Genomic DNA, 23,019 nt, shown 5'->3' with positions numbered 1-23,019 from the left:
ACGCAGTAAACGCACTTTCTATCGAAGCACATCGGGCCAAATATTTATTAGGATATCGCTACAAAGGCTGTTGAAGAGCATCGATCATTGAAGCAACGGTTGACTGTTGAGCTACCCGGTGTACGGACAAGCCCGCATCCTTGGCTGTCTTGGCTGTGATCGGTCCAATACAAGTAACTTCAAGCCTGCTTATCAACTCTTCTGGTTGATCCTCACCCAATTGTCTCAAAGCAACTAATAGATTGGTCACTGTAGATGAACTTGTAAAGGTAACGGCATTAATGCTTCCGCTCCGCAGCATTTCCAACGTTTCCTCCCCGTACTCCGTGGATAACACAGTCTCATACGTATCGACTGAGGTGACCTGCATACCCAACTCGGCCAGCTTCTTAGGCAATACATCTCTAGCCAAGTCCCCCGAGGGAATAAGGACATGCTGTCCCGGCTTCAGATGGGGAATCAGTGACTCAGCTAAACCTTCAGCTTGATATTCAGCCGGAAGCGGCAAAGTCGTCAAGCCGCGTTGACGGAGCGCTTCCTGTGTTTTAGGGCCTACTGCCGCAATGATCGCTCCGGTTAGGCTGCGAATATCCAGTCCATTCTCCATCAGTCGGCGGAAGAAGAAATCCACTCCATTCACACTCGTGAATAGAACCCAATGAAACTTATTCAAGCTTGATAATGCTTCATCCAATTGTTCAATGGCTTCCTTCTTGCTAGGCGTCTGACAGCGTATGACCGGGAACTCGACGGCCTCTCCGCCTAATTCCTCAATCCTGCGAACCAACTCACTGGCTTGCTCCCGAGCTCGCGTCACCAGTATTCTTTTGCCGAACAACGGACGTTTCTCGAACCAAGCAATGCGCTCCCGCAACTGTACGACCTCACCAACAATAATAATAGCAGGTGACTCTATGCCAGCTTCCTTCACTTTACCTGCAATTGTCTCTAAAGTTCCTGTTACCGTAGTCTGCTCCATCCAGGTCCCCATCCGGATGACGGCAGCTGGAGTTGTTGGAGCTTTGCCGAAATGAATCAGACGCTCAGAGATCGACTCTATATTAGCAACGCCCATCAGGAAGACTAGTGTGCCTACTGCTGTAGCCACCTTCTCCCATTCTACGTTCGCATACGTTTTATTCGGATACTCATGGCCCGTAATGATCGCGAATGACGATGTGAAATCCCGGTGGGTCACTGGGATTCCAGCATACATCGGCACGGCTATTGCGGAAGTAATGCCTGGAATAATCTCGAAGGCTATCCCATACTCCGCCAGAAGCTCGGCTTCCTCACCAACACGGCCGAATACACTTGGATCACCGCCTTTAAGACGTGTGACTATTTTGCCTTGCAGAGCAAGGTCAACTAATAACTGATTAATTTCCCCTTGCTTCAAGATATGCTTATCGGGCAGCTTCCCCACGAAAATCTTCTCTGCTCCCGGTTTCATGTGACGCAGCAGACGGGGGTTGGCCAGGCGATCGTACACAACTACATCCGCCCGCTCGATCGCTTCCTTGCCTTTTATCGTAATTAACTTCGGATCTCCGGGACCCGCTCCGACCAAATATACTATTCCCCGTTGCATGGACGAATTCATCCTCTCAGCTCAGCCAATATCCGTTCTGCGCCTTGTGCAAGCAGCTTGTCCGCGAGTTGGTCGCCCAACTCATCCGGATCATGTCCTTGCACCCATTCTTTCAACAGCTCCCGCCCATCGGGGGAGCCAACCATGCCCGTCACCTCGATACGCGGTGACGGATCCGTGCTGCCCTCGTTCGGCAGCACGACAGCGTAGGCGCCAAGGGGGATTTGACATCCCCCGTTCAGGCGCCCCAAGAAGCGGCGCTCAGCTCGCACAGCGAGCGCCGTAGCCGCGTGATCGATCGTGCTGAGCAGATCGATCATGAAGTGGTCGCCCTCGCGGCATTCGATGCCGAGGGCGCCTTGCCCGACGGCCGGGATGCAGACGTCGGCCGGCACGTATTCGACGATGCGGTCGGCCCAGCCCATCCGGTGAAGACCGGCGGCGGCCAGCATGATCGCATCGAAGCCTTCGGTTTCGAGCTTGCGCAGCCTCGAATCAATGTTGCCCCGAATCGACTCGATCTGGAGATCGGGCCGATAGGCTTTCATCTGCGAAGCTCTGCGCAGACTGCTTGTACCGAGCTTGGCGCCATGCTTAAGCTCAGCAAGCGAGACCCCGCCTCGGGTGATCAGAGCGTCACGAGGATCTACCCGTTCAGGGATTGCTCCGACGATAAGACCGTCCTGCCGCTCCCAAGGCATGTCCTTCATGCTATGAACAGCCATATCAATCTGACCGTCCAAGAGCGCTTGCTCTATTTCTTTTACGAACAGACCCTTGCCGCCCACCTTCGATAAGGTGACGTCCAGAATCATATCGCCCTTAGTAACAATCTTCTGAATCTCGAACTCACAGACCATGCCATGACGCTCAGCCGCTTGCTTCAACTGCTCGATGACCTGCCCTGTCTGCGTAAGTGCTAATGCGCTTTGACGCGTTCCAACAATAATCTTCCGCATGACTACCCCTCCGCTTCTCTGAAATGGGATCTAATAAAAATAAGACGTGTTCAGGCTAATCCTCTGCTTCCTGTTCAGAAACAGCATCCTTACACGCCAACTCAGCTTCTTCCAACAAACGCTGCATCTCCGCCTCATAGTCCTGCCAGTTGTCATCGGACAGTCTAGAGAAGACATCCCCGCTTACCAGCCGCTTCAGAAGCTGTCGGCGAAGCGTTGCATCAGGGACACGTGCCTTCGCCTTCCGCCGAAAGCACTCGAGGTAATCAAGCAGCCGCTCAACGTCTTCGCCTAATAAAGCATCGATTCGATCACGAATGGCTATAGCCGCGGCAGGGCTCGCTCCAGCCGTGGAGACTGTCACTGTGAGCGGTCCACGCCGCAGCACGGCTGGTAAGATGACAGATCCCAGCAGAGGCTCTGAAACGCTATTCACGAGCTGTCCGCGCATGGCGGCCACCGAGCTTATGTGTTCGTTCACGTCTTGTCGATCGGTTGCAGCAACAACAAGAAAAGCAGCCTCTCCCTCACCAGGTGCGTACTCCCGTTCTTCAAGGAACAGCAGCCCTTCTTCAGCCCAGAGCTTCAATTGCTCTGTAAAGGATGGACTCACAACGGTAACCGCAGCACCTGCTTCCAGCAGAGTTGCTGCCTTCCGTTCGGCTACACGGCCGCCCCCGACAACGAGACAACTTCTGCCCTTCATCCGTACCATCATCGGCAATAATGATGGTTGATCCATAGTCGTCACATCCAATCCCATTGATGAAAGCGGGATAGCAAATTGGTGCCGATGTAATTCAGTACAACCAGAGCAAAAGCCGCCAAATTCCATAACGCCAATTTATAACCGGGTTGTTGGCCTGAGGCTCTTTGAACCAAGTAAAACACATAAGCCATCATGATGAAGAAAGTCAAAATAACTTTTGGATCGAGGAAATAATGACTGTCTCCTTCTAATCCCACTTTAACCAGACCCAAGACAAGAGACAAGATAAGCAAGGGAGTCCCGATCAGGACGGAACGAAACGTATAATATTCGATCGTATCGAGACTTGGGAATCTGGTAAGCAGAGTCGACCATTGCTTACCTTTCAATTGTTTGTGCATATACAGGTACATCACCGAGAATACTGCAGCAAACAAGAAAGCCACATAACTGCTAATAGCTAATGTAATATGCACGAATAGCAGATGATCCCGCGCTTCCCACTGACTTAGTCCTGAGGAGTTCCCCGAATCACTGAATAGATTAACTGCTAGTATTGTAAAACCAACAACATTAACTAGAAAGACGATCATATCCATACGCATGAACCAGCTCATAATCAAAGTTACAGACACGAGCAGCCACACACATAAGAACAAGGTTTCGAACAAGGTCAGGACCGGCATGTAATCTAACACGTACATCCGATAGGCCATAAAGAAGGTTTGCATAAGCCATACAAAAGAAAGCAGCCCTGTACCCATGCGCTTTGCATTCCGCTTAGGCCCTACGGCGGCGGAAAAGAAAAACAACAGGCTCAGGGCATATAAATAAAGAATTGCATCATACATCCATGTAATAGTGACCATCGCTAGCTCCCTGCTTCCTATGGCCAGGTAACCTAAGTTCCGGCAAGTATCTCGCCAGCGGCCAGGTTCAGCATCGGCGCACGTTCCTGCTGCTTACCGCCGATCGCATACAGTCCTTCTTCCTTGACAGTGTCGCCAGACTTCCGATTCTGCTCTGGCAGACGTTTGACTGCCTCTGCTTTATTCTTAGCCTCCACAGTCACAGGCTCCGAATCTAGCGCGAACAAATCAGTAAACAAATTCAGTGCTTGTTCCCCGTTACGCTCACCAGCAAGCTCTTTGATTCTTAAGATCGGATCCCGCATCATCTGGTTCATCATGCTCTTGGTTAATTTGCGGATGATCTTCGCCTCGCGCTCATCGAGATCTGTCAGCTTAAGAAGCAGGTTCTCCATCGTTTCTTGATGGATCGTATTCGCTTTTTCCTGCAGTGCTTGAATGACAGGACCTACTCCTAGCATTTTGTACCACTGTTCAAATGAAGCAATTTCAACCTCAATCATCGAATCGATCTTATCTGCTTCTTTGCGGCGTTCCGTCAAATTAGTCTCCACAATTAGCTCCAAATCATCTATATCGTATAAATATACATTGGGCACCTTGGCAATTTCCGGATCCAGATCGCGAGGTACCGCTATGTCTATCATGAACAGCGGTCGTGATTTGCGCAAGCTCATAATGCGCTGAATCTGCTGTTTGACCAAGACATAGTCGGAAGAACCGGTCGAGCTGATCACGACATCCACGTGCTTCATCTCATCCAACATACGATCCATGGCTATGGCTTTGCCATTCATTTTACTGGCCAGCTCTTCCGCCTTAGCAATCGTTCGATTAGCGACTAATACCCGATCTGCGCCTTGTCCGGCTAGATGCTTCAATGTTAATTCGCTCATCTTGCCAGCGCCGATGATCAAGACGGTCTTCTTCTTGAAATTACCGAAAATCCGTTTGCCAAGCTCAACAGCAGCATAACTGACAGATACCGGATTTTCTCCAATTGCCGTTTCAGAATGCGCACGCTTGGCCAGAGTTACTGCTTGCTTGAACATCATATTGAACATGGACCCTGTTGCTTTCTCCTCCTGAGCTTTCAGGAAGGCATCGCGAACTTGACCCAAAATTTGTGTTTCACCAATAACCATAGAATCCAGTCCGCATGTCACTTTGAACAAATGGTCTATGACCGGTCGGTCTTCATACATGTATAAGTAATCCTTCATGTATTCACGCGGAATTCCGAACCACCGCTCCAAATAGCTGCGAATATAATAACCGCACATATAGAGTCGATCTACGACTGCGTATATTTCCATCCGGTTACAAGTGCTCACGATCACACATTCAAGTATGCTCTTCGTCTCTTTGAGCTGCTCTAGAGCCTCTGCAAGCTCATGTTCGGCAAAAGCAAACTTCTCCCGAATCTCAACGGGGGCTGTCCGATAATTCAATCCGACAACAATCATGTGCATCGTTCCTCACCTGCCTTTCATCTGCCTGCATTCAAATTCAAGATTCATTATAACATAATACGACAAAGGTAGTCCTTCAAAAGTATGAATAAATTATGAACCGTTCTTCACACTTTCAATAGTATGTTCGAACGGGGAAAACGCTATACCGTCGGCCATCTTAAGGCTGCAGCTTCTTATGTATCAAATCATATAGTTCATCATCCGCCTTTTTCATCTTATCATTCGCAGAACCCACTACTTTTCCTCCCGAAGACATAAGCTTGGAATAATTGTCGAACAGTACTTTAAAGCCCGCTCCTGCCTTGGCGAATGTATCTGTTTCATCCTGTTTTAAGTTCCGCTCACCGCCAATCTGCAAGCGCAGCAAATACTGAATAAGCTCCGGCAAGGAGTGGAGGGCTGCGAGCGACTTTCCTTCAGCCAGAACCAGACGCTCATGAGTGAAATTCGCGGAATACGCAGCCAACCGCAGCTCATTCAGCTCCTCAGAGCGCTTAGCCTCAGCACCCTCGATCAAGGCACTATTCAACAGTTCCATCTGGAACAGGGCCACTTGGTATAGCAGATTGGATGCGTCATGCTTCTCAGAGGCGCTGCGTAAGCTATTCACAATTTGATAAGACGGCCATACAATTAAAGCTGCCACAATGAACCACCCGAGAAGTTTCTTAAGATGAACACGTGCTCGATTTCCCATATACAATCCCCCGCTTTATTAGCATTCCTTGTATTTGTATGGGACGAACACAAAACAAATGACCATGGATTTTATCCATGGTCATTCGCATCAAGCCTATTTATCTAAGTTCATTTTTGTTTCCGTTGTTATTTCGCTAGAACAGCCTGTTGCATAACAGGTGATTCTACGGTCATTTCGCCTAGGCCGCGAATAAGCTTCTTGGCATACGTCTTCTCAGGCTTCAGGACGGAAACGAGATAATCGATTGCCGCCTGCGGATCTACTGTTTCCCCGCAAGTATAACAATCCAATGCCGCGAATCCTTTCTCAGGATACGTGTGAATCGAGATGTGACTCTCCGACAGCAATACCAAAACCGTTGCACCTTGCGGCTCGAACTGCTTGGATTGAACGGACAATACCGTCGCTCCGCAAACCTCCGCAGCTTCTACCATTTGAGCTTGTAGCCATTCTGCGCTGTTAAGCTTGTCAAAATCGGCTCCCCAAGTATCAACAGCAACGTGTCTTCCGAAAGTAGAGTATTCCATCTTTCGGTTCCCCCTTCCTAGGAATAAAATTGTTGGATTTCATCCGCTAGGACCTACGTCATTCACTTCCCGAGGGAATAATCTCTCGCAACATTACATGTCCTGAGTGAATCCTGGTTCCTATATTGTTTTCAACGAGAATAAAAATAACATCTCTAGCCTAGAAATGCAATAGTTTTTTTTGTAAAGAATGAAATCCTTAGACTAATTTCACTCCAATACTCAACGTATGTCGATTGTGTTATGGTGGTGCGTTCATCTAGAAATAATCCTAACCGACCCTGCAGCCCACCTGAGCCCTTGTGAGAGCTTCGTTTCCTTTAACAACCTGTGAGGATTACAAGCGATTTTCATGCCCAGGCAACGCTTGTACGGCTCTGCAGTGCGGGCATACCGTCTCATCTTCCGGAAGCTCCTCACGGCAATAATGGCACTTGATGGTCTCTACTCCTTCATACACAGGCGGTTCTACTTCGGTCCAGACCTCTGAATGATCTTCTGCTGTCTCTACTACTTCGTTCTCTGTAAGGACGATTGCATCATCCAAGTCAAACTTCCTCCCGCAAGCCGGGCAGAATGCAGCATCAGAAGGTGCTCGGTGTCCGCATACACATAACCTCACATCATTCAGCAGACTGATTCGATAATTAAGGTCGGCTATCGATGCTTCAATGGAAGCTACTTCGTCTGACAGTCTGGTAATCTCGGATTCCGCTAATGCTAAATCTCCAGCGCGGTATGCTTGGTAGACGGCCGAACCGATGGAAGTATAATTATCTTTTATTTCTTTACGCTTGCGTGTAATGAGGGCCGATAATTTCGACGCTTCTACGGTACGTTGTGCTTTATCAGCCGCTTTGGCTGCTCCGTCTTTTATTTTCTTGAATATACTCATGGTATCCCTCCATCGTGTTTATAGGTGTCGAAAGAACTATTATACTATACGGATCATCATTCCTTTTTAAGACTTTCCAACTACAACAAAAAAGGGCCGATCACTCGACCCCCGTTCGCATCCAGCACGGCTTCTACGCTTCTAGTACGAATAATTTATGCGTCAACGATTTCAACTCGTCGTCAATTTGTTGTTTCTGTTCAGGCTGGTCTGTCTCATTACGTTCATCCAGCAACATATTGATCTGTTGCAATACTTGAGAAATCTCACGCTCAACAAGCTCCTGGTTAAACATACGTTCCAGTATACCTAAAGTATCCTTATACTCAAATACCAACTTCTTGCTGCTCGGAGTAATCTCCATGATCTGTACAACTGAACCCCTCTTGTAAACATAGTTCATCGTATAAGAGGTGTAAATCCGGTTTACAATTGCGTCGCCTTTAAACTCTGCTACAGCCTTACGCATCAGATTCGCTAACTTGGGATTACTGATTCTGCAAGAACCCTCGCATACATAGTACCCGTGCTTCCGTTCAAAGGACAAACAAATTTCTTCATCTGCACCATCTTGGAAGACAACTTCCTGACTTCCATTTTCGGTAACTTTGACCCGAGGATTGACCTGATTCATTGTAAGCAAATCCAGAAAACTAGACATTTCGGCTTCCGTTAAATGCAAGCAGGTTTTGACATATTCCGTCGCTAACCGCTGAGCCATAAAAATCCCTCGATTCTTTGTTTTAAACCCTTACCTTAATTAAGTATACTATAACCCTTGAAATTATTCCTGTTAACTTTTCGCTGAAAACAATCAAAATTCTGAATAATCCGTTGTCTTTCGTAAGAAGTCCCAGATAAACATTGTATTTCCCCTGTTTCGCTTGCATATTCATGCAATACCTTAATAACCTCATTAAGTTCCTTTTGAATCAGTCGCAAAGAAAGCTCGTTCTAGTCATCACTAGAAGAGCTTGTTTGCAGAGCCGCCGCCTGTTCGATCACTTGCCAAAGATCATCGCGTCCTAAGCCGATTTCCGACGAAAATAGCACGATCTCATCCTGAGGACGCATATTCAGACTTTCTTTTATTATCTTTTGGTGCTTCTGCCATTTTCCCTTAGGGATTTTATCAGCTTTAGTCGCTACAATACAAACGGGCAGATCATTATGAACCATCCATTCATACATAGCAATATCATTGGCAGTCGGCGGGTGCCGCAGGTCAATGATCTGGATAATCAGCTGAAGGCGTTCGCGCTCGATCAAATATTTCTCAATAAAGCGGCCCCATTCCTCCCGCTTCGTCTTGGAAACTTTGGCATAACCGTAGCCCGGTAAATCTACAAAATACAATTGTGATTCTATTCGGTAAAAATTTAATGTCTGTGTTTTACCAGGTTGCGAGCTCGTACGAGCTAAATTTCTGCGCATAATCATTTTGTTGATAAGTGATGATTTGCCCACATTAGAACGGCCAACCAGAGCGATCTCTGGCAAGCCGTCTTCTGGGTACTGAGCAGGTCCAACTGCGCTAATGACATACTCAGCTTGATTAACTTTCATTCCGGTTTCCCCTCCCGTTAGTGGATCGGAACCTGGGTGACTAATGCGTGCTCAAGCACCTGGTCCATATGATGTACAGGTACGAAGGTCATTTCATTGCGTACGCTAAGTGGTATATCGGCTAAATCCTTCTCATTGTCCTTAGGAAGAAGCACCTTCTGAATACCTGCCCGATGCGCCGCAAGAGCCTTTTCCTTCAGACCGCCAATAGGCAGCACGCGTCCTCTCAAAGTGATCTCGCCTGTCATTGCTACTGTCTTCGATACAGGAATATTGCTAAGCGCAGAGATCAGAGCAGTTGCCATTGTAATTCCAGCAGACGGTCCATCCTTCGGAATCGCGCCTTCTGGGATATGGATATGGATATCGTTCTTTTCGTGAAAATCAGCAGGAATATGAAGCTGTTCCGATCTGGAACGCGTATAACTGAAGGCGGCCTGCGCAGACTCCTTCATGACATCCCCTAGTTTGCCAGTCAGCGTCAGTTTTCCGCTGCCTGGCATTACGGTTACCTCAATAACCAGCGTGTCTCCTCCTACCTCCGTCCAAGCGAGACCCGTAACCGCGCCAACCTGATCGATCTCTTCTGCCAAGTTAACGCGGAACTTCGCTGGGCCTAAATATTCCGATAATGCTGCATCATTAATATGAATATTCGTCTTCTCACCTGAGACGATTGCTTTGGCAGATTTACGGCACAAGCTGGCTATTTGCTGCTCCAGATTACGGACACCGGCCTCCCGTGTGTAATCACGGATCAGTTTCATCAGCGTACTTTCTTCCACTTGAAGCTGGTCTTCATGCAAGCCATGCTCTCTTACTTGCTTCGGGAGCAAATACTTCTTGGCAATCTGCAGCTTCTCAAGCTCCGTGTAACCCGGAATATAGAGCAATTCCATCCGGTCTAACAGCGGACGCGGGATGTTATGCGCAGCATTCGCTGTGGTTACGAACATCACATTGGATAAGTCGAAGGGCAGCTCGATATAATGATCGCTAAAAGTGCTGTTTTGCTCTGGATCTAGAACTTCCAGAAGTGCCGAAGAAGGATCTCCGCGGAAATCCATCGACATCTTGTCGATTTCATCCAACAGCATAACCGGGTTATGACTGCCCGCGTTCTTCAGACCTTGCACGATCCGGCCTGGCATCGCGCCCACATAAGTTCGACGGTGTCCGCGTATCTCGGCCTCGTCTCGTACGCCGCCTAGCGATATACGAATGAATTTGCGATTTAGTGAACGCGCAATGGATCTAGCAATGGAAGTTTTCCCTACTCCAGGAGGCCCTACGAGGCAGAGGATAGGCCCCTTCATCTTTTGAACCAGCTTCTGAACAGCCAAATACTCTAGAACGCGCTCCTTCGGCTTCTCCAGACCGTAGTGATCTTCATTCAGAATATCTTCTGCTTTTTTGATATCCAGATCGTCCTCGGTATGTTTGGACCAAGGGAGGGCAAGCAGCCAGTCCAGATAATTGCGAATGACTGCCCCTTCTGCTGAGGTAGCCGGCATCTTCTCCAAGCGGTCGATTTCTTTCTCGACCTTCTCGCGCACCTTCTCAGGGAGCCCGGCTTCCTCCATCTGGGCGCGCAATTCCTCTACCTCGCCCGCACGGCCTTCCTTCTCACCAAGCTCCTTCTGGATAGCTTTCATCTGTTCACGCAGGTAATATTCCTTTTGCGTTTTTTCCATTTGCTTCTTGACTCGTTGATTGATTTTGCGTTCGAGCTCGAGCACTTCCCGCTCGTTGTTCAAGAAACCGAGAAGCTTCTCCAACCGCAATCGAACGTCAACCGTTTCAAGGATGTCTTGTTTATCTTTTATTTTCAACGACAGATGGCTCGTGATGACATCGGCTAACCGACCTGGCTCATCGATATCGGATACGGCAGCAAGCGTCTCTGGCGTTACTTTCTTGGACAAATTGATGTAATGCTCGAACTGGCTGAGAACCGTCCTCATAAGAGCATCAGTCTCAGAATCAGACGTCTCTTGCTCTGGAAGCTCCTTGGCCATAACCAAGTAGTACTCCGAGTGAGCTAAGAAATCGACGATCTCGGCACGCATGATTCCTTCCACAAGAACACGAATCGTACCGTTAGGCAGCTTAAGCATCTGTCTGACCTTGGCGATCGTGCCAATTCGATAAATGTCATCCTTGGCTGGATCTTCGATATTGATCTCGGATTGTGAGCATAACAAAATCATGCTATCTTCTAGCATCGCCTGATCCAAAGCCTTCACGGACTTCTCACGGCCTACGTCCAAATGCAGCACCATACTTGGGTATACAAGCAATCCGCGCAGCGGCAGCAGAGGCAGTTTACGCACCTTTGGCTTATTCGGTCCCATGCTCAGCACCTCCCTATGACTGTAACATTCCCCACAAAGTGCAGTGGTACTATATACTTATATCTCGCGGCTAGCACGGACATAAGGGTCCTATAATTGGATGTAGTCACCATTTTATCAAACCTGAAGGCAAAACACCAATTCGTCAGCCTTCGCTCTTTAACTCTGGACCGGCATGGTAGAGCGGCGGCGGTGAAGCGATAAGAACATCGGACATATTGGGAACTATTGTCACATTACTGCTCTCTCTAATATTCAACGCATGCTCCAATACTTCCTCGATTGTATCAACGGGGATAACCGTTAACCCATTCAAGCCAGCGAATATATCCTGCCAATTCTCTCGAGGAATGATTACACGGTTCGCTCCTGCTTGGAATGCTGCTTCCACCTTAGCCACAGCTCCGCCAATCGGCTTCACTTTGCCGTGAATACTAATTTCCCCAGTCATGGCCAGCTTGTTATCTACGGGTACATTACGGATGGCTGAAGCAATTGCCGTCGCCATAGAAACCCCTGCAGAAGGACCGTCAATCGGGATGCCCCCAGGAAAATTGATATGCAGATCGTAATCAAATGTTTTCATCCCTGATCTGCGCAGTACGGTTAACACATTCTCAATCGATCCTCTAACCATACTTTTGCGCCTTATCGTCTTGGAGCCCCCTCCCATCTCCTCTTCGTCCACTATTCCCGTAATGGTATATTTGCCTGTCCCCGGAACAGCCGGGATGGCTGTCACTTCAATCTCGAGCAGCATTCCCTGATTCGGGCCATACACAGCTAAACCGTTCACCAGACCTACCTGAGGCTCGAATGGAATCTTTTTCTCCGGGCGAGGTGTCAATTGACTGCTATTCGCAACCCACTCCACGTCACTGGCCGCAACGTCATTGCGCCCATCCGAGATCGCTACTCCTACGCTAAGCTGAATCATATTCACTGCTTCACGGCCGTTAGTGGCAAATTTCTTCACAACCTCCACCGCCAGCTTATTATCCGGAAAACCAATCTTACGGACAGCATTCGTTGCTATCCGCTCTATTTCCTCAGGAAGCAACGGGCGGAAGAAGATCTCCATACATCTGGAACGAATGGCTGGAGGAATTTCTTGCGGAGTTCTTGTCGTTGCTCCAACCAAGCGAAAATCAGCCGGGAGACCATTCTGAAATATATCGTGAATGTAATTAGGAATATTCGTATCTTCTGAATTATAGTAAGCACTCTCCAGAAACACTTTGCGGTCTTCGAGCACTTTTAATAACTTATTCATCTGAATAGGGTGCAATTCTCCAATTTCATCAATAAAAAGCATGCCGCCATGCGCTTTCGTAACAGCGCCAATCTTAGGTTGCGGAATACCTGCGACTCCCATTGCTCCAGCACCTTGATAGATGGGATCATGTACAGATCCGATCAAGGGATCCGCAATACCCCGTTCGTCGAAACGAGCCGTTGTTGCATCCAGTTCTATGAACTTAGCATCATACCGAAAGGGTGAAGCCGCATTCTTCTTAGCTTCTTCCAGAATGACTCTTGCTGCAGCCGTCTTCCCAACACCAGGAGGCCCATAAATAATGACGTGCTGCGGATTCGGACCGCATAGCGCCGCCTTCAAGGCTCTTAGTCCTTCCCTTTGTCCTACAATATCATCTAGAGTAGATGGTCTTGTTTTCTCCGACAGCGGCTTAGTCAGAGAAATCGAGCGCAGCTTGCGGAGCTTATCCATCTCTTTCTTCGATTCTCGGTCTACTGCAGTTCGGTTCGTCTGTTGATTGCGAAGCAAATTCCAGAAATACAAACCGATAACAATGGCAAAAAACACCTGAATGATCATTAACACAATACTTATACTCATAGTCAATTCCTCCTGTTCCTGCCCGTACTCAAATCGTTCATGTTCCCCGGAAAATGATCCGGAATCCACTTCAGCACTAGGCTGTATTTTGAAGTCACGGTGATAGTTGGTAGTATTCCCCTGTCCTAGACGGGTTAACCGAGAATGAGAACAAAAAGTTTGCGCACCCTATAGTTAAGGAATCTAACTCGTGGATAAGGCGGTAATCATTTAATATGCGACCATTGGTAAAATGGCTTATAGGATCGTTTCTGCTTCTAAGCGGCAGCCTGCTTTTAACCTCCAACCCATCACAAGCACAATCTGGAATCGAACCCATTGAGGCGTCCGTATCAACTGAAAGTCTTTGGTCTAAAACCCTTTCTCTCCCTGAAGCAGATATTGTTATAGATGTAGGACACGGCGGTATCGATAGCGGTACGAAATTCGGGGAATTACTGGAGAAGCATGTCAATTTGGAGATCGCCTTGAAATTATACGAGCAGCTCAATAAATCCGGAGTGCGTACAGCTATTAACCGAACCACAGATTATGCTCTAAGCGATGATAACGACTGGCTTAGAAGCCGATCCAGACATTTGCGCGATTTGTCCCAACGCAAGCTGATCGCAGAAGCATTACAGCCTAAGCTGGTAGTCAGCTTGCATACGAATTGGGCCAAACGACCAAGCAAAACAGGCGCATCTGTCTTGTTTCAGATGAATCCGCAGAGCCACGTGGCCGCGCATCTTATTCAACATCGTCTAAATGGACTCTATGGCAGAAATGAAATTCCTTATTTGGGGAAGCCCTTCTATTTGCTCAATCATTCTCCATGTCCAGCTGTTATTGTCGAGATGGGATTCATTAGCAATTCTTCTGATCGCACTCGCCTTACAACTCAAGCTAAACAACAAGAAATGGCGGAAGCTATCGCCTCCGCCATCCGTGAATATTTGATTACATTCGCCGATCAGCCCTCTAACTATTAGCGGGCTGGCGTATGCTGTTTACGGCCTGAAATCTCACCAGTGCGCTCGAACTCTTCAACAATCAGATCAATTTCTTTCTTCAATTCGCCGACCAATTCTGCTTCAGGCACTTTACGAATCATCTCTCCATAGCGGAAGAGCATGCCTTCTCCCCGAGCACCGGCAATGCCGATATCCGCTTCCTTAGCTTCACCAGGTCCGTTCACAGCGCATCCTAGAACGGAAACTTTAATCGGAACCTTGAGCTTCTCGATGTACTGTTCCACCTCATTCGCAACGGAGAACAGATCGATATCCAATCTGCCGCAGGTTGGACAGGAGATCAGGGTCGCTGCATTGGTTATGAGCCCGAATGATTTCAACAACTCACGGGATACCTTAATTTCTTCCACAGGATCTGCACTGAGCGAGATCCGCATCGTATTACCAATGCCCATAGCGAGAAGTGCGCCGAGACCGCCTGCGCTCTTAACAGTGCCTGAGAACAATGTGCCGGCTTCGGTAATCCCCAAATGCAGAGGATAGTTGAATTTGGATGCCGCTTGCGAATAGGCCGCAATGGCCATTGGTACATCTGAGGCTTTCAACGATACGATAATATCGTGAAAATCCAGCTCCTCCAGAATACCAATATGGAACAATGCACTCTCCACCATAGCTTCGGGAGTCGGGTAACCATACTTGTCCAGCAAATGCTTTTCAAGCGAACCTGCGTTCACCCCAATCCGAATCGGTATTCCGCGCTCCTTGCAGGCTCTCACTACTTCTTCCACTTTCTCACGTCGACCGATATTACCCGGATTGATCCGTACTTTGTCAATACCGTTCTCAATCGCTGCAAGCGCCAGACGATAATCGAAATGAATATCCGCCACTAAGGGGATATGAATTTGTTTCTTAATCTCTTTGATTGCTGCGGCTGCTTCTTTGTTGTTAACTGTAACACGAACAAGCTGGCAGCCTGCCTCCTCCAATCGGAGAATCTCGGCTACGGTAGCTTTGACATCCGCGGTTTTGGTTGTGCACATACTCTGCATGATAACTTCATTGCTGCCGCCGATTGTTAAATCTCCCACACGGACAGGCACAGTATTCGCTCTATGAAACATGATGGACTCTCCCATGACGCCAAACATCCTCCCTCCCGAACGATGGTCTGAAGCGATCTTCAGACACACGCACGTGTGCGCGTTCAGGCGGGAGGAAGCATTGGCTATTTATTGGTTAAGCACTTTCTTCTTTCTTCTTGTTGACGTTAACGGATATGGACTTACCATCCTTCGTCTTGAGCTCCGGAGCGATCTTCTCGAGAACCGCTTCCTTCGTAATCGTACAATTGGTCACATCATCGCGGGACGGAACCTCGAACATCACATCAAGCATGATGCCTTCGATGATAGCACGCAGACCGCGCGCCCCTGTATTCCGCTTGATGGCTTCCTTGGCAATGGCATCCAGAGCCTCACTGGAGAAATCTAGAGAGACACTGTCCATTTCTAACAGCTTCTGATACTGCTTCACAAGCGCATTCTTCGGTTCAGTCAAGATCCGAACAAGTGCGGGCTCATCAAGTGGCTCAAGTGTAGAAATGACAGGTAGACGTCCAACAAATTCAGGAATTAACCCAAATTTGAGCAGGTCTTCCGGCAATACCATGGACAAATACTCTCCAGGCTTGAGATCATTCTTGTGTCCTTCGCTGTTGAAGCCGATGACCTTCTTCCCGATCCGCCGTTTAATTAGCTGCTCCACTCCGTCAAATGCGCCGCCGCATATGAACAGGATGTTCGTTGTATCGATCTGGATAAATTCTTGATGAGGGTGCTTACGTCCACCTTGCGGAGGAACGCTTGCTACCGTTCCTTCAAGAATTTTGAGCAATGCTTGCTGTACGCCTTCTCCCGATACATCCCGAGTAATTGAAGGGTTCTCAGACTTGCGAGCTACCTTATCGATCTCATCGATATAGATAATGCCGCGCTCTGCTTTCTCAACATCATAGTCTGCCGCTTGGATAAGCTTAAGGAGAATGTTTTCTACATCTTCTCCCACATATCCAGCTTCCGTTAATGATGTTGCATCAGCGATCGCGAACGGAACATTCAGTATCTTCGCAAGCGTTTGTGCAAGCAACGTCTTCCCGCTACCCGTAGGTCCGATCAGAACGATGTTGCTCTTCTGTAATTCAACATCTTCCAGCTTGTTATGGGAATTGATCCGCTTATAGTGGTTGTAGACCGCTACAGACAGAGATTTCTTAGCTTGATCCTGGCCGATTACGTATTGGTCGAGAATAACGCGAATATCCTTCGGTTTCGGGACATCCTTCAAGTCCAATTCTTCTTCACTGCCGAGCTCTTCTTCTACGATTTCTGTGCATAATTCGATACATTCGTCGCAAATATATACACCTGGTCCTGCAACTAGCTTACGGACCTGATCCTGAGATTTTCCACAAAAGGAACATTTCAGTTGACCTTTTTCATCGTTGAATTTAAACATAGGATCACCTCCTATTATTGATTTAACTGCGTAATTACTTTGTCAATCAAGCCATAGTTCACGGCTTCTTCGGCCGACATGAAATTATCTCGGTCCGTATCGCGTTCGATCTTATCGTAAGGCTGACCGGTCCGCTCTACATAAATGTTATTGAGTTTCTGTTTGGTCTTGATGATCCAATCAGCGTGAATCTTAATATCAGTCGCCTGCCCGCGAACTCCGCCGAGAGGCTGATGAATCATAACTTCGCTGTTAGGAAGCGCAAACCTCTTACCTTTGGCGCCAGCGGTTAGAAGCAAAGACCCCATGCTTGCGGCCATTCCTACACAAATGGTGGAAACGTCAGGCTTAATGAACTGCATCGTATCGAATATACCCATTCCTGCTGTAACAGAACCACCTGGTGAGTTGATATACAAATGGATATCTTTCTCTGGATCAGATGCGGCCAGGAACAACAGCTGCGCAATGATCACATTGGCAACATCGTCATCGATAGCGCTGCCCAGAAAGATAATACGGTCTTTCAGGAGACGGGAGTAGATGTCATAAGAGCGCTCGCCTCGTGCTTCTTGCTCTACGACCATAGGGATCAGACTCATATCCATGACCTCATTTCTATATGAACTCTTGCTTCATTACTAAAATAACATGGTTTAAGGGCGAATGCAAAATCCCCTTCCACTCATTGTAACATGAACGCCAATGTGATGCCATTCTAGGTTACTATTCACTGTATGTAGCCGTGTTCTATTCCATGCAATTTGAACAAAGCAGGACGGAGAGAAACACTAATATGGACAAGCAATATGTATGGACAACGGAAAAGCTTCTCTAATATTAAAAGAAAGGCACGCTTGGGTATACGTGCCTTTTCTTATGACATTAGGTCTGGTTAAACTTATGCTACTGGCGTGACTTGCTTGCTGTTCGCAACAAGGAACTCAACTGTTTTCTTAACAGTCAATTCGCTTTTCAAGCCTTCCAAGTTCCCGTTAGCGCTAAGGATAGTGCGGATCTCATCAATGGAACGTTGGTATTGCTCAGCCATTTTCTCAAGCTCTTGGTTCAGCTCTTCTTCTGTTGTTTCGATATTCTCTGCCTTGCCAATCGCTTCAAGAACTAAATTGTTGCGAACACGCTTCTCAGCATCGCCCTTCATCTGATCCTTCAACGCTTGCTCGTTCTGACCGGAGAATTGGAAGTACATGTCCAGATTCATCCCTTGCATTTGTAGACGGTTAGCGAAATCCTTATACATTTGCTCCTGCTCCGTCTCAACCATGGATGCTGGAATTTCAACTACTGCTGTTTCAGCGGCCTTCTCAACAACAGCAGACTCGATTTCTTGTTGGTTAGCTTTAGTCTTGCGGTCTAGTAGACGAGTCTCGATGTCTTGCTTGAATTCGTCAAGTGTGTCGAATTCACTCACATCTTTAGCGAATTCATCGTCAAGTTCCGGCAAGTTTTTGCGTTTGATATCATGAAGCTTGATTTTGAATACGGCTGCTTTACCTTTAAGCTCTTCGGAGTGGTAGTTCTCAGGGAAGTTCACTTCAATGTCCTTCTCGTCTCCTGCGCTTAAGCCTACTACTTGTTCTTCGAACCCAGGGATGAAGCTCCCGGACCCAAGCTCAAGGGAATACTTCTCGGATTTACCGCCTTCAAATGCAACACCGTCGACATATCCATCGAAGTCAAGTACAACAGTATCGCCGTTCTGTGCGGCACCCTCTTCTACTACTACAAGCTCAGCATGACGCTGTTGCAGACGCTCAAGCTCAGCTTGAACTTCATCAGCTGTTACTTCGTTCTTCTTCTCAGGAACTTCGATGCCTTTGTATTGTCCAAGTTCAACTTCAGGCTTCACAGCAACAGTTGCAGTGAACTTAAGTGCTTGTCCCTTAGCGAATTGTTGAACGTCTACTTCAGGACGGTCAACCGGGATAATCTCATGCTGCTCAATTGCTTCCATGTAGGCTTCTGGCAAAATAATATCAAGAGCATCTTGATATAAGCTTTCTACACCGAATTTCGCTTCGAAAATTCCGCGAGGCACTTTGCCTTTACGGAATCCAGGTACGTTGATTTTTGCTGCGACTTTCTTGAAAGCCTTGTCCAAGGCTAGTGCTACTTGATCCGCGTCAACCTCGATTTGAAGTTGCACTTTGTTCTTCTCTATTTTCTCCCAGCTTGCTGTCATTTATGCTTTCCCCTCCAGAATTCTACCGATACAAAGTAAAAGCATCCGGCCTTATAACCTTACACCAGTACGATGTCCAATTTATAACCACTACATTATATCACAAAAAACATCGTAATCAAGGTATTCTTGAAACATCTGCTTGTATTTTGTCAGTTATCGCCGGAGGCTGTTACGGTCAAGAACAGTTTCATTACCTGACAAGCTTTCTGCCAAGCCTTCTGCTGCTCCTCTTGTATACCGAATATTTCACGAGTAGCCTCTTCATCGTTCAAAGCAAACATAGTTTCCTGAAGCGTATGATGTAGGGCCGCCGCCCATATGTCGACTGTATCCCCATCGCTTCGGATCATATCCTGATAGATCGAAGTTCCATATATGAATGCCAGGAAATCGTCCCAGGTCTGTTCTACGAAATAGGCAAGCGCGGGTTGATTGATCTCATTCACTTCTTGAACACGTTTGCGAATCAGGCTGATCTGCTGTGGAAATTGCTCGAAATTCAACGGTGTTTCTTGGGTATCCAACTCAATCGCTTGTCCCAGCTTATGCAGCTTTATGAGTCCCGTATCCCCTCTTACCTTCAATACTTGAAGAGCTTTGAACTGAACGATTGGATGAATGCGCGCACTCTCCAGCCATTCTCTCAGCGCACGTTTCGTGCGGCTATGCTCGACATGCTGCAATTGTTCTAACGCTAACAGCTGTTTATCCGGCGAATCTGTCTGGACTAAAGTATCAAGCAGCTTCACCGCAAATTGCGAATCCTCTGCGGATTTCAACCATACCCGCCGCTTGAACAGATCCTCTTCTGATTCCTCTGGATCTTCTCCGTCAGTCGCGTAATGGATGTCCTTACCCTCGTCATTCTTGTCTTTTGAATCAGGGAACGTATTCTCCAGCCACTCGAGTAGAGATCCCCACTCCTCTTTTGAGTTATCATCTTCATGACGGCATTGAAGCAGAAAACGCAGAACCCCGATCGCTTCGGAGTACCGCTCTGTTTCCAGCAATCGTGTCAATTCGATCTGGTAATAGTCTACGGTTTTGGGAAAAAGGAACACATTACTCTCCATGATGGAAGTCACCTCCCTACAAGTCGAATTTTAGCGAATTATAGTTTTAATATTCCATTTATTGTAGCAGAATTACTCTTAGATTACGCAATTCTTTTCTGTATTTCTTTTGTTGCTTTTCCCGATTTCATATGATATTATTATCCATGCTTCTTCTCCTTCGTACTAATGCGGGTGTAGTTCAGTGGCAGAACGCCAGCTTCCCAAGCTTGAGGCGAGGGTTCGATTCCCTTCACCCGCTCCAAGAATCTTATATTTGACCCAGTAGCTCAGCTGGATAGAGCAACGGCCTTCTAAGCCGTCGGTCGGGAGTTCGAATCTCTTCTGGGTCGTAAGAACGATAATATGGCAAGCACCTGACCGGTTTACCGATCAGGTGTTTTTGTATTCCTATATTTCTTGACTCCATAGAGTTAACCTTTCAATAGAAACTCGTTGCCATCCAAGTCGAGGAACGTGGCGAATGTACCCCATTGCATTTTTTGCAGCTCGCCTTTAAACTGGACCCCATTCTTCTTCATCGTCTCGTAGGTCCCTTCGATATCCTCGCATACAAAAACAACGGACGGCTTCAATTCCGCCCAATTCGTCATCATCGATTTGGGATATATGACAAGGCAAGATTCCGCTCCCTTCGGGGCAACTTCAATCCAACTCGCTGAAGGTCCCATTGGCTGGTCTAAGCGGAGCTCGAATCCTGCTTGCTCTGTCCAGAACTCTAGTGCTTTGCGTTGATCCTCTACATACACGGCTACAGTTGCTATTTGTTTAATCATGTTAAGCTTCCTCCTGCGGGTTGGACTTATCTTATTTCACCCATACTATAACAGAAACCAGATTTTTAATAAAACCTTAAGAAACTCATAATAATTCTTAAGTTCACTCTCAGAATGATTACAGACACACCAATCTGTTCTATAGTAGAAACGAGCTGCGAATCATCGAAAGGAGCTAACCCCCTTATATGATCTATAACATACTTATTGTGGACGATGACCGGGAAATTGCTGAACTTATAAACATTTATTTGAAGAATGAAGGTTATGTTACAAAGCTTGCTGCCAATGGACGGGAGGCGTTAGAGTTGTTCACCGCCGAGCTCTTTCACCTAGTCGTGTTAGATGTGATGATGCCGGAGATCGACGGGTTGGAAGTGTGCCGCAGCATTCGCAAGCACCAAAGTGTCCCTATTCTGATGGTAAGCGCAAAGGCTGAGGATATGGATCGAATCACCGGACTTATGACAGGCGCAGATGACTATGTAGTCAAGCCTTTCAATCCTCTCGAGCTTACATTACGGGTGAAGTCCTTGCTTCGCCGTGTCTATAGTGATAAACCTGGTCAAACAGAAATCATGGAAGAGAGCGATGTGATCCGATTAGGAGATCTTGAGATTAACAAGAACAAACATACCGCTGAGGTGGATGGCCGCCCTCTGGCATTAACCTCTAAAGAATTCGGCATTCTTCATTTGCTTGCCCTTCATCCGGGCAGGGTATTCAGTGCGGAGGATATTTTCAGACAGGTGTGGAAAGAAAAATATTTTGACGCGAACAATACGGTCATGGTGCATATCAGCAATTTGCGCGACAAGCTGGAGCAAGAGCTTGGGGAGAAACTGATTGCGACAGTATGGGGGGTCGGCTACAAAATTGAGAGCTAACTTGATGAGCCGGATGGTGTTCCGTTTAGTCAGTCAAATTATTATAAGTGCTCTCCTCATGTTTCCGGCGGCGCTTGTAACTATGTATACAATGGATACCGTTTCTAGAGAAATCCCTGTTTTACGTGATTTTTTAAGAAATTTTGTGCTCGCATTCGGACAAACCGTTCCTTTTGCCGGATTATGCGGTACTTATTTTATCATCCTGATGATCATGTTGAATTGGCGCAGATTCCAATCCTTTGCCAAACTCGGTCACACGGTTCAACATATAGCCGAAGGGAATCTGGATGTGAAGGTGCAAATAATCGCTCGTAATGAAGTGGGTGAGCTGGCCTCTGATTTGAATCGAATCATAGATCAATTGAAACAATCGATTGAAGATGAACGCCAGGCTGAGCAAAGCAAAAATGAACTGGTAACTAACGTTTCTCACGATCTTAGAACTCCTCTGACTTCAATACTCGGTTACTTGGCCTTGGTTGATGAAGACCGTTACCGCGACGAAGTAGAGCTGAGGCATTACGTTCAGATCGCCTATACGAAGTCCCAGCGCCTGCATGTCTTGATTCAAGACTTGTTCGAATTTACAAGATTGCGCCATGATGCCATTCCACTGCTTACGAAACCGATCAATACAGTAGAAATCATGTCCCAGATGCTGATGCATTACAGGTTGCCGCTTCGCAAGGTCGGGATGGAGGGCAATCTGATCACAAGTGAAACCGATCTAACCATTTCAGGCGATGCAGACAAGCTGTTCCGTGTATTCGATAATTTGTTCAGCAATGCCATGGTCTACGGACAGGAAGGACATAAGCTGGATACCATCGTCCGGAGGGACGGGACTTGGGCTGTTATTGAAGTCATTAATTACGGTTCAACTATTCCAACGATTGATCTCCCTCATATATTCGAGCGATTCTATCGGGTTGACCGCTCTAGAAACGAACATTCGGGCGGCTCCGGGCTTGGCTTGGCCATCTCCAAAAGCATAGTGGAGCGGCATGGAGGAACGATTCACGCAGAGAGCGATCAGAGCCGCACGAGCTTTATTGTACGCCTGCCTCTTCCACCATCTAAGTAATAAACTTTCCAGTT

21 protein-coding genes and 2 tRNA genes are annotated in these 23,019 nt (G+C 47.2%); 5 read left to right on the top strand and 18 right to left on the bottom strand.

All coding sequences use genetic code 11. The annotated features are described in order from the left end of the window. Window positions 1-58: 58 nt before the first annotated feature. The 12 genes from cobA to lonB form a co-directional block, all read right to left on the bottom strand. Entirely contained in the window at window positions 59-1,591 is a 1,533-nt protein-coding gene (cobA, locus tag AC58QD_RS09660) for a uroporphyrinogen-III C-methyltransferase (protein ID WP_497332490.1), read from the bottom strand. A gap of 8 nt (window positions 1,592-1,599) precedes the next feature. Beyond that, window positions 1,600-2,550: a hydroxymethylbilane synthase gene (gene hemC, locus AC58QD_RS09655; protein WP_497332488.1), complete on the bottom strand. Its 951-nt coding sequence runs from the start codon at window positions 2,548-2,550 to the stop codon at window positions 1,600-1,602. 55 nt (window positions 2,551-2,605) lie between these two features. Continuing rightward, window positions 2,606-3,292, bottom strand: a complete 687-nt coding sequence (locus AC58QD_RS09650) for a precorrin-2 dehydrogenase/sirohydrochlorin ferrochelatase family protein (protein WP_497332486.1) — start codon at window positions 3,290-3,292, stop codon at window positions 2,606-2,608. A gap of 5 nt (window positions 3,293-3,297) precedes the next feature. After that, on the bottom strand, window positions 3,298-4,128 hold the full coding sequence (locus tag AC58QD_RS09645; RefSeq protein WP_497332484.1) for a cytochrome C assembly family protein: 831 nt from the start codon (window positions 4,126-4,128) through the stop codon (window positions 3,298-3,300). Between the two features lie 32 nt (window positions 4,129-4,160). Further along, window positions 4,161-5,600, bottom strand: a complete 1,440-nt coding sequence (hemA, locus tag AC58QD_RS09640; protein WP_497332482.1) for a glutamyl-tRNA reductase — start codon at window positions 5,598-5,600, stop codon at window positions 4,161-4,163. 160 nt (window positions 5,601-5,760) lie between these two features. Beyond that, the gene (locus tag AC58QD_RS09635) at window positions 5,761-6,300 is read right to left on the bottom strand and encodes an S-adenosylmethionine decarboxylase (protein WP_497332480.1); all 540 of its coding nucleotides are present in this window, start codon (window positions 6,298-6,300) and stop codon (window positions 5,761-5,763) included. Between the two features lie 128 nt (window positions 6,301-6,428). After that, window positions 6,429-6,830 (bottom strand): adenosylmethionine decarboxylase, encoded by a 402-nt coding sequence (speD, locus tag AC58QD_RS09630; RefSeq protein ID WP_497332478.1) that lies wholly within the window; start codon window positions 6,828-6,830, stop codon window positions 6,429-6,431. A 337-nt stretch (window positions 6,831-7,167) separates the two neighbouring features. Next, on the bottom strand, window positions 7,168-7,725 hold the full coding sequence (locus tag AC58QD_RS09625; RefSeq protein WP_497332476.1) for a double zinc ribbon domain-containing protein: 558 nt from the start codon (window positions 7,723-7,725) through the stop codon (window positions 7,168-7,170). 133 nt (window positions 7,726-7,858) lie between these two features. Further along, window positions 7,859-8,446: a non-ribosomal peptide synthetase module gene (locus AC58QD_RS09620; RefSeq protein WP_497332474.1), complete on the bottom strand. Its 588-nt coding sequence runs from the start codon at window positions 8,444-8,446 to the stop codon at window positions 7,859-7,861. A gap of 233 nt (window positions 8,447-8,679) precedes the next feature. Continuing rightward, the gene (gene yihA / locus AC58QD_RS09615) at window positions 8,680-9,291 is read right to left on the bottom strand and encodes a ribosome biogenesis GTP-binding protein YihA/YsxC (RefSeq protein WP_497332472.1); all 612 of its coding nucleotides are present in this window, start codon (window positions 9,289-9,291) and stop codon (window positions 8,680-8,682) included. Between the two features lie 17 nt (window positions 9,292-9,308). Next, complete coding sequence (gene lon / locus AC58QD_RS09610) at window positions 9,309-11,645, bottom strand: endopeptidase La (protein ID WP_497332470.1); 2,337 nt, start codon at window positions 11,643-11,645, stop codon at window positions 9,309-9,311. Window positions 11,646-11,790: 145 nt separating this feature from the next. Next, a complete protein-coding gene (lonB, locus tag AC58QD_RS09605; RefSeq protein WP_497332468.1) occupies window positions 11,791-13,503 on the bottom strand; it encodes an ATP-dependent protease LonB in 1,713 nt (570 codons plus the stop codon). Window positions 13,504-13,718: 215 nt separating this feature from the next. On the opposite strand from lonB, the gene AC58QD_RS09600 reads away from it, so the two are divergent. Further along, a complete protein-coding gene (locus tag AC58QD_RS09600) occupies window positions 13,719-14,474 on the top strand; it encodes an N-acetylmuramoyl-L-alanine amidase family protein (protein ID WP_497332466.1) in 756 nt (251 codons plus the stop codon). Here the strand turns inward: AC58QD_RS09600 and ispG are convergent. From ispG to AC58QD_RS09575, 5 genes are all read right to left on the bottom strand, one after another. Then, window positions 14,471-15,583 carry a flavodoxin-dependent (E)-4-hydroxy-3-methylbut-2-enyl-diphosphate synthase gene (gene ispG / locus AC58QD_RS09595; protein WP_497332464.1) on the bottom strand — a complete coding sequence of 371 codons (1,113 nt, stop codon included), beginning with the start codon at window positions 15,581-15,583 and terminating at the stop codon, window positions 14,471-14,473. The genes AC58QD_RS09600 and ispG overlap by 4 nt on opposite strands. Before the next feature lie 115 nt (window positions 15,584-15,698). After that, entirely contained in the window at window positions 15,699-16,976 is a 1,278-nt protein-coding gene (gene clpX, locus AC58QD_RS09590; RefSeq protein ID WP_497332462.1) for an ATP-dependent protease ATP-binding subunit ClpX, read from the bottom strand. A gap of 14 nt (window positions 16,977-16,990) precedes the next feature. Beyond that, a complete protein-coding gene (gene clpP / locus AC58QD_RS09585) occupies window positions 16,991-17,578 on the bottom strand; it encodes an ATP-dependent Clp endopeptidase proteolytic subunit ClpP (protein WP_497332460.1) in 588 nt (195 codons plus the stop codon). Window positions 17,579-17,877: 299 nt separating this feature from the next. After that, complete coding sequence (gene tig / locus AC58QD_RS09580) at window positions 17,878-19,179, bottom strand: trigger factor (RefSeq protein ID WP_497332458.1); 1,302 nt, start codon at window positions 19,177-19,179, stop codon at window positions 17,878-17,880. A 152-nt stretch (window positions 19,180-19,331) separates the two neighbouring features. Further along, entirely contained in the window at window positions 19,332-20,255 is a 924-nt protein-coding gene (locus AC58QD_RS09575) for a hypothetical protein (RefSeq protein WP_497332456.1), read from the bottom strand. 170 nt (window positions 20,256-20,425) lie between these two features. On the opposite strand from AC58QD_RS09575, the gene AC58QD_RS09570 reads away from it, so the two are divergent. Next, window positions 20,426-20,499: transfer RNA gene (locus AC58QD_RS09570), tRNA-Gly, on the top strand. Window positions 20,500-20,513: 14 nt separating this feature from the next. Beyond that, a tRNA-Arg gene (locus AC58QD_RS09565) sits at window positions 20,514-20,587 on the top strand. Between the two features lie 81 nt (window positions 20,588-20,668). Here the strand turns inward: AC58QD_RS09565 and AC58QD_RS09560 are convergent. Beyond that, complete coding sequence (locus tag AC58QD_RS09560; RefSeq protein ID WP_497332454.1) at window positions 20,669-21,031, bottom strand: VOC family protein; 363 nt, start codon at window positions 21,029-21,031, stop codon at window positions 20,669-20,671. A gap of 188 nt (window positions 21,032-21,219) precedes the next feature. Between AC58QD_RS09560 and AC58QD_RS09555 the strand changes: the two genes are divergently transcribed. Continuing rightward, window positions 21,220-21,918, top strand: coding sequence for a response regulator transcription factor (locus AC58QD_RS09555; RefSeq protein WP_497332452.1), 699 nt, complete (start codon window positions 21,220-21,222; stop codon window positions 21,916-21,918). Then, window positions 21,908-23,005: a sensor histidine kinase gene (locus AC58QD_RS09550; protein WP_497332450.1), complete on the top strand. Its 1,098-nt coding sequence runs from the start codon at window positions 21,908-21,910 to the stop codon at window positions 23,003-23,005. The genes AC58QD_RS09555 and AC58QD_RS09550 overlap by 11 nt, the downstream gene beginning before the upstream one ends. Window positions 23,006-23,019 lie beyond the last annotated feature (14 nt).

This window comes from Paenibacillus sp. J2R1T-4 (assembly GCF_059692235.1).
The sequence above is the reverse complement of the archived record's forward strand: the minus strand, read 5'-3'. Positions and strand labels throughout refer to the sequence as shown.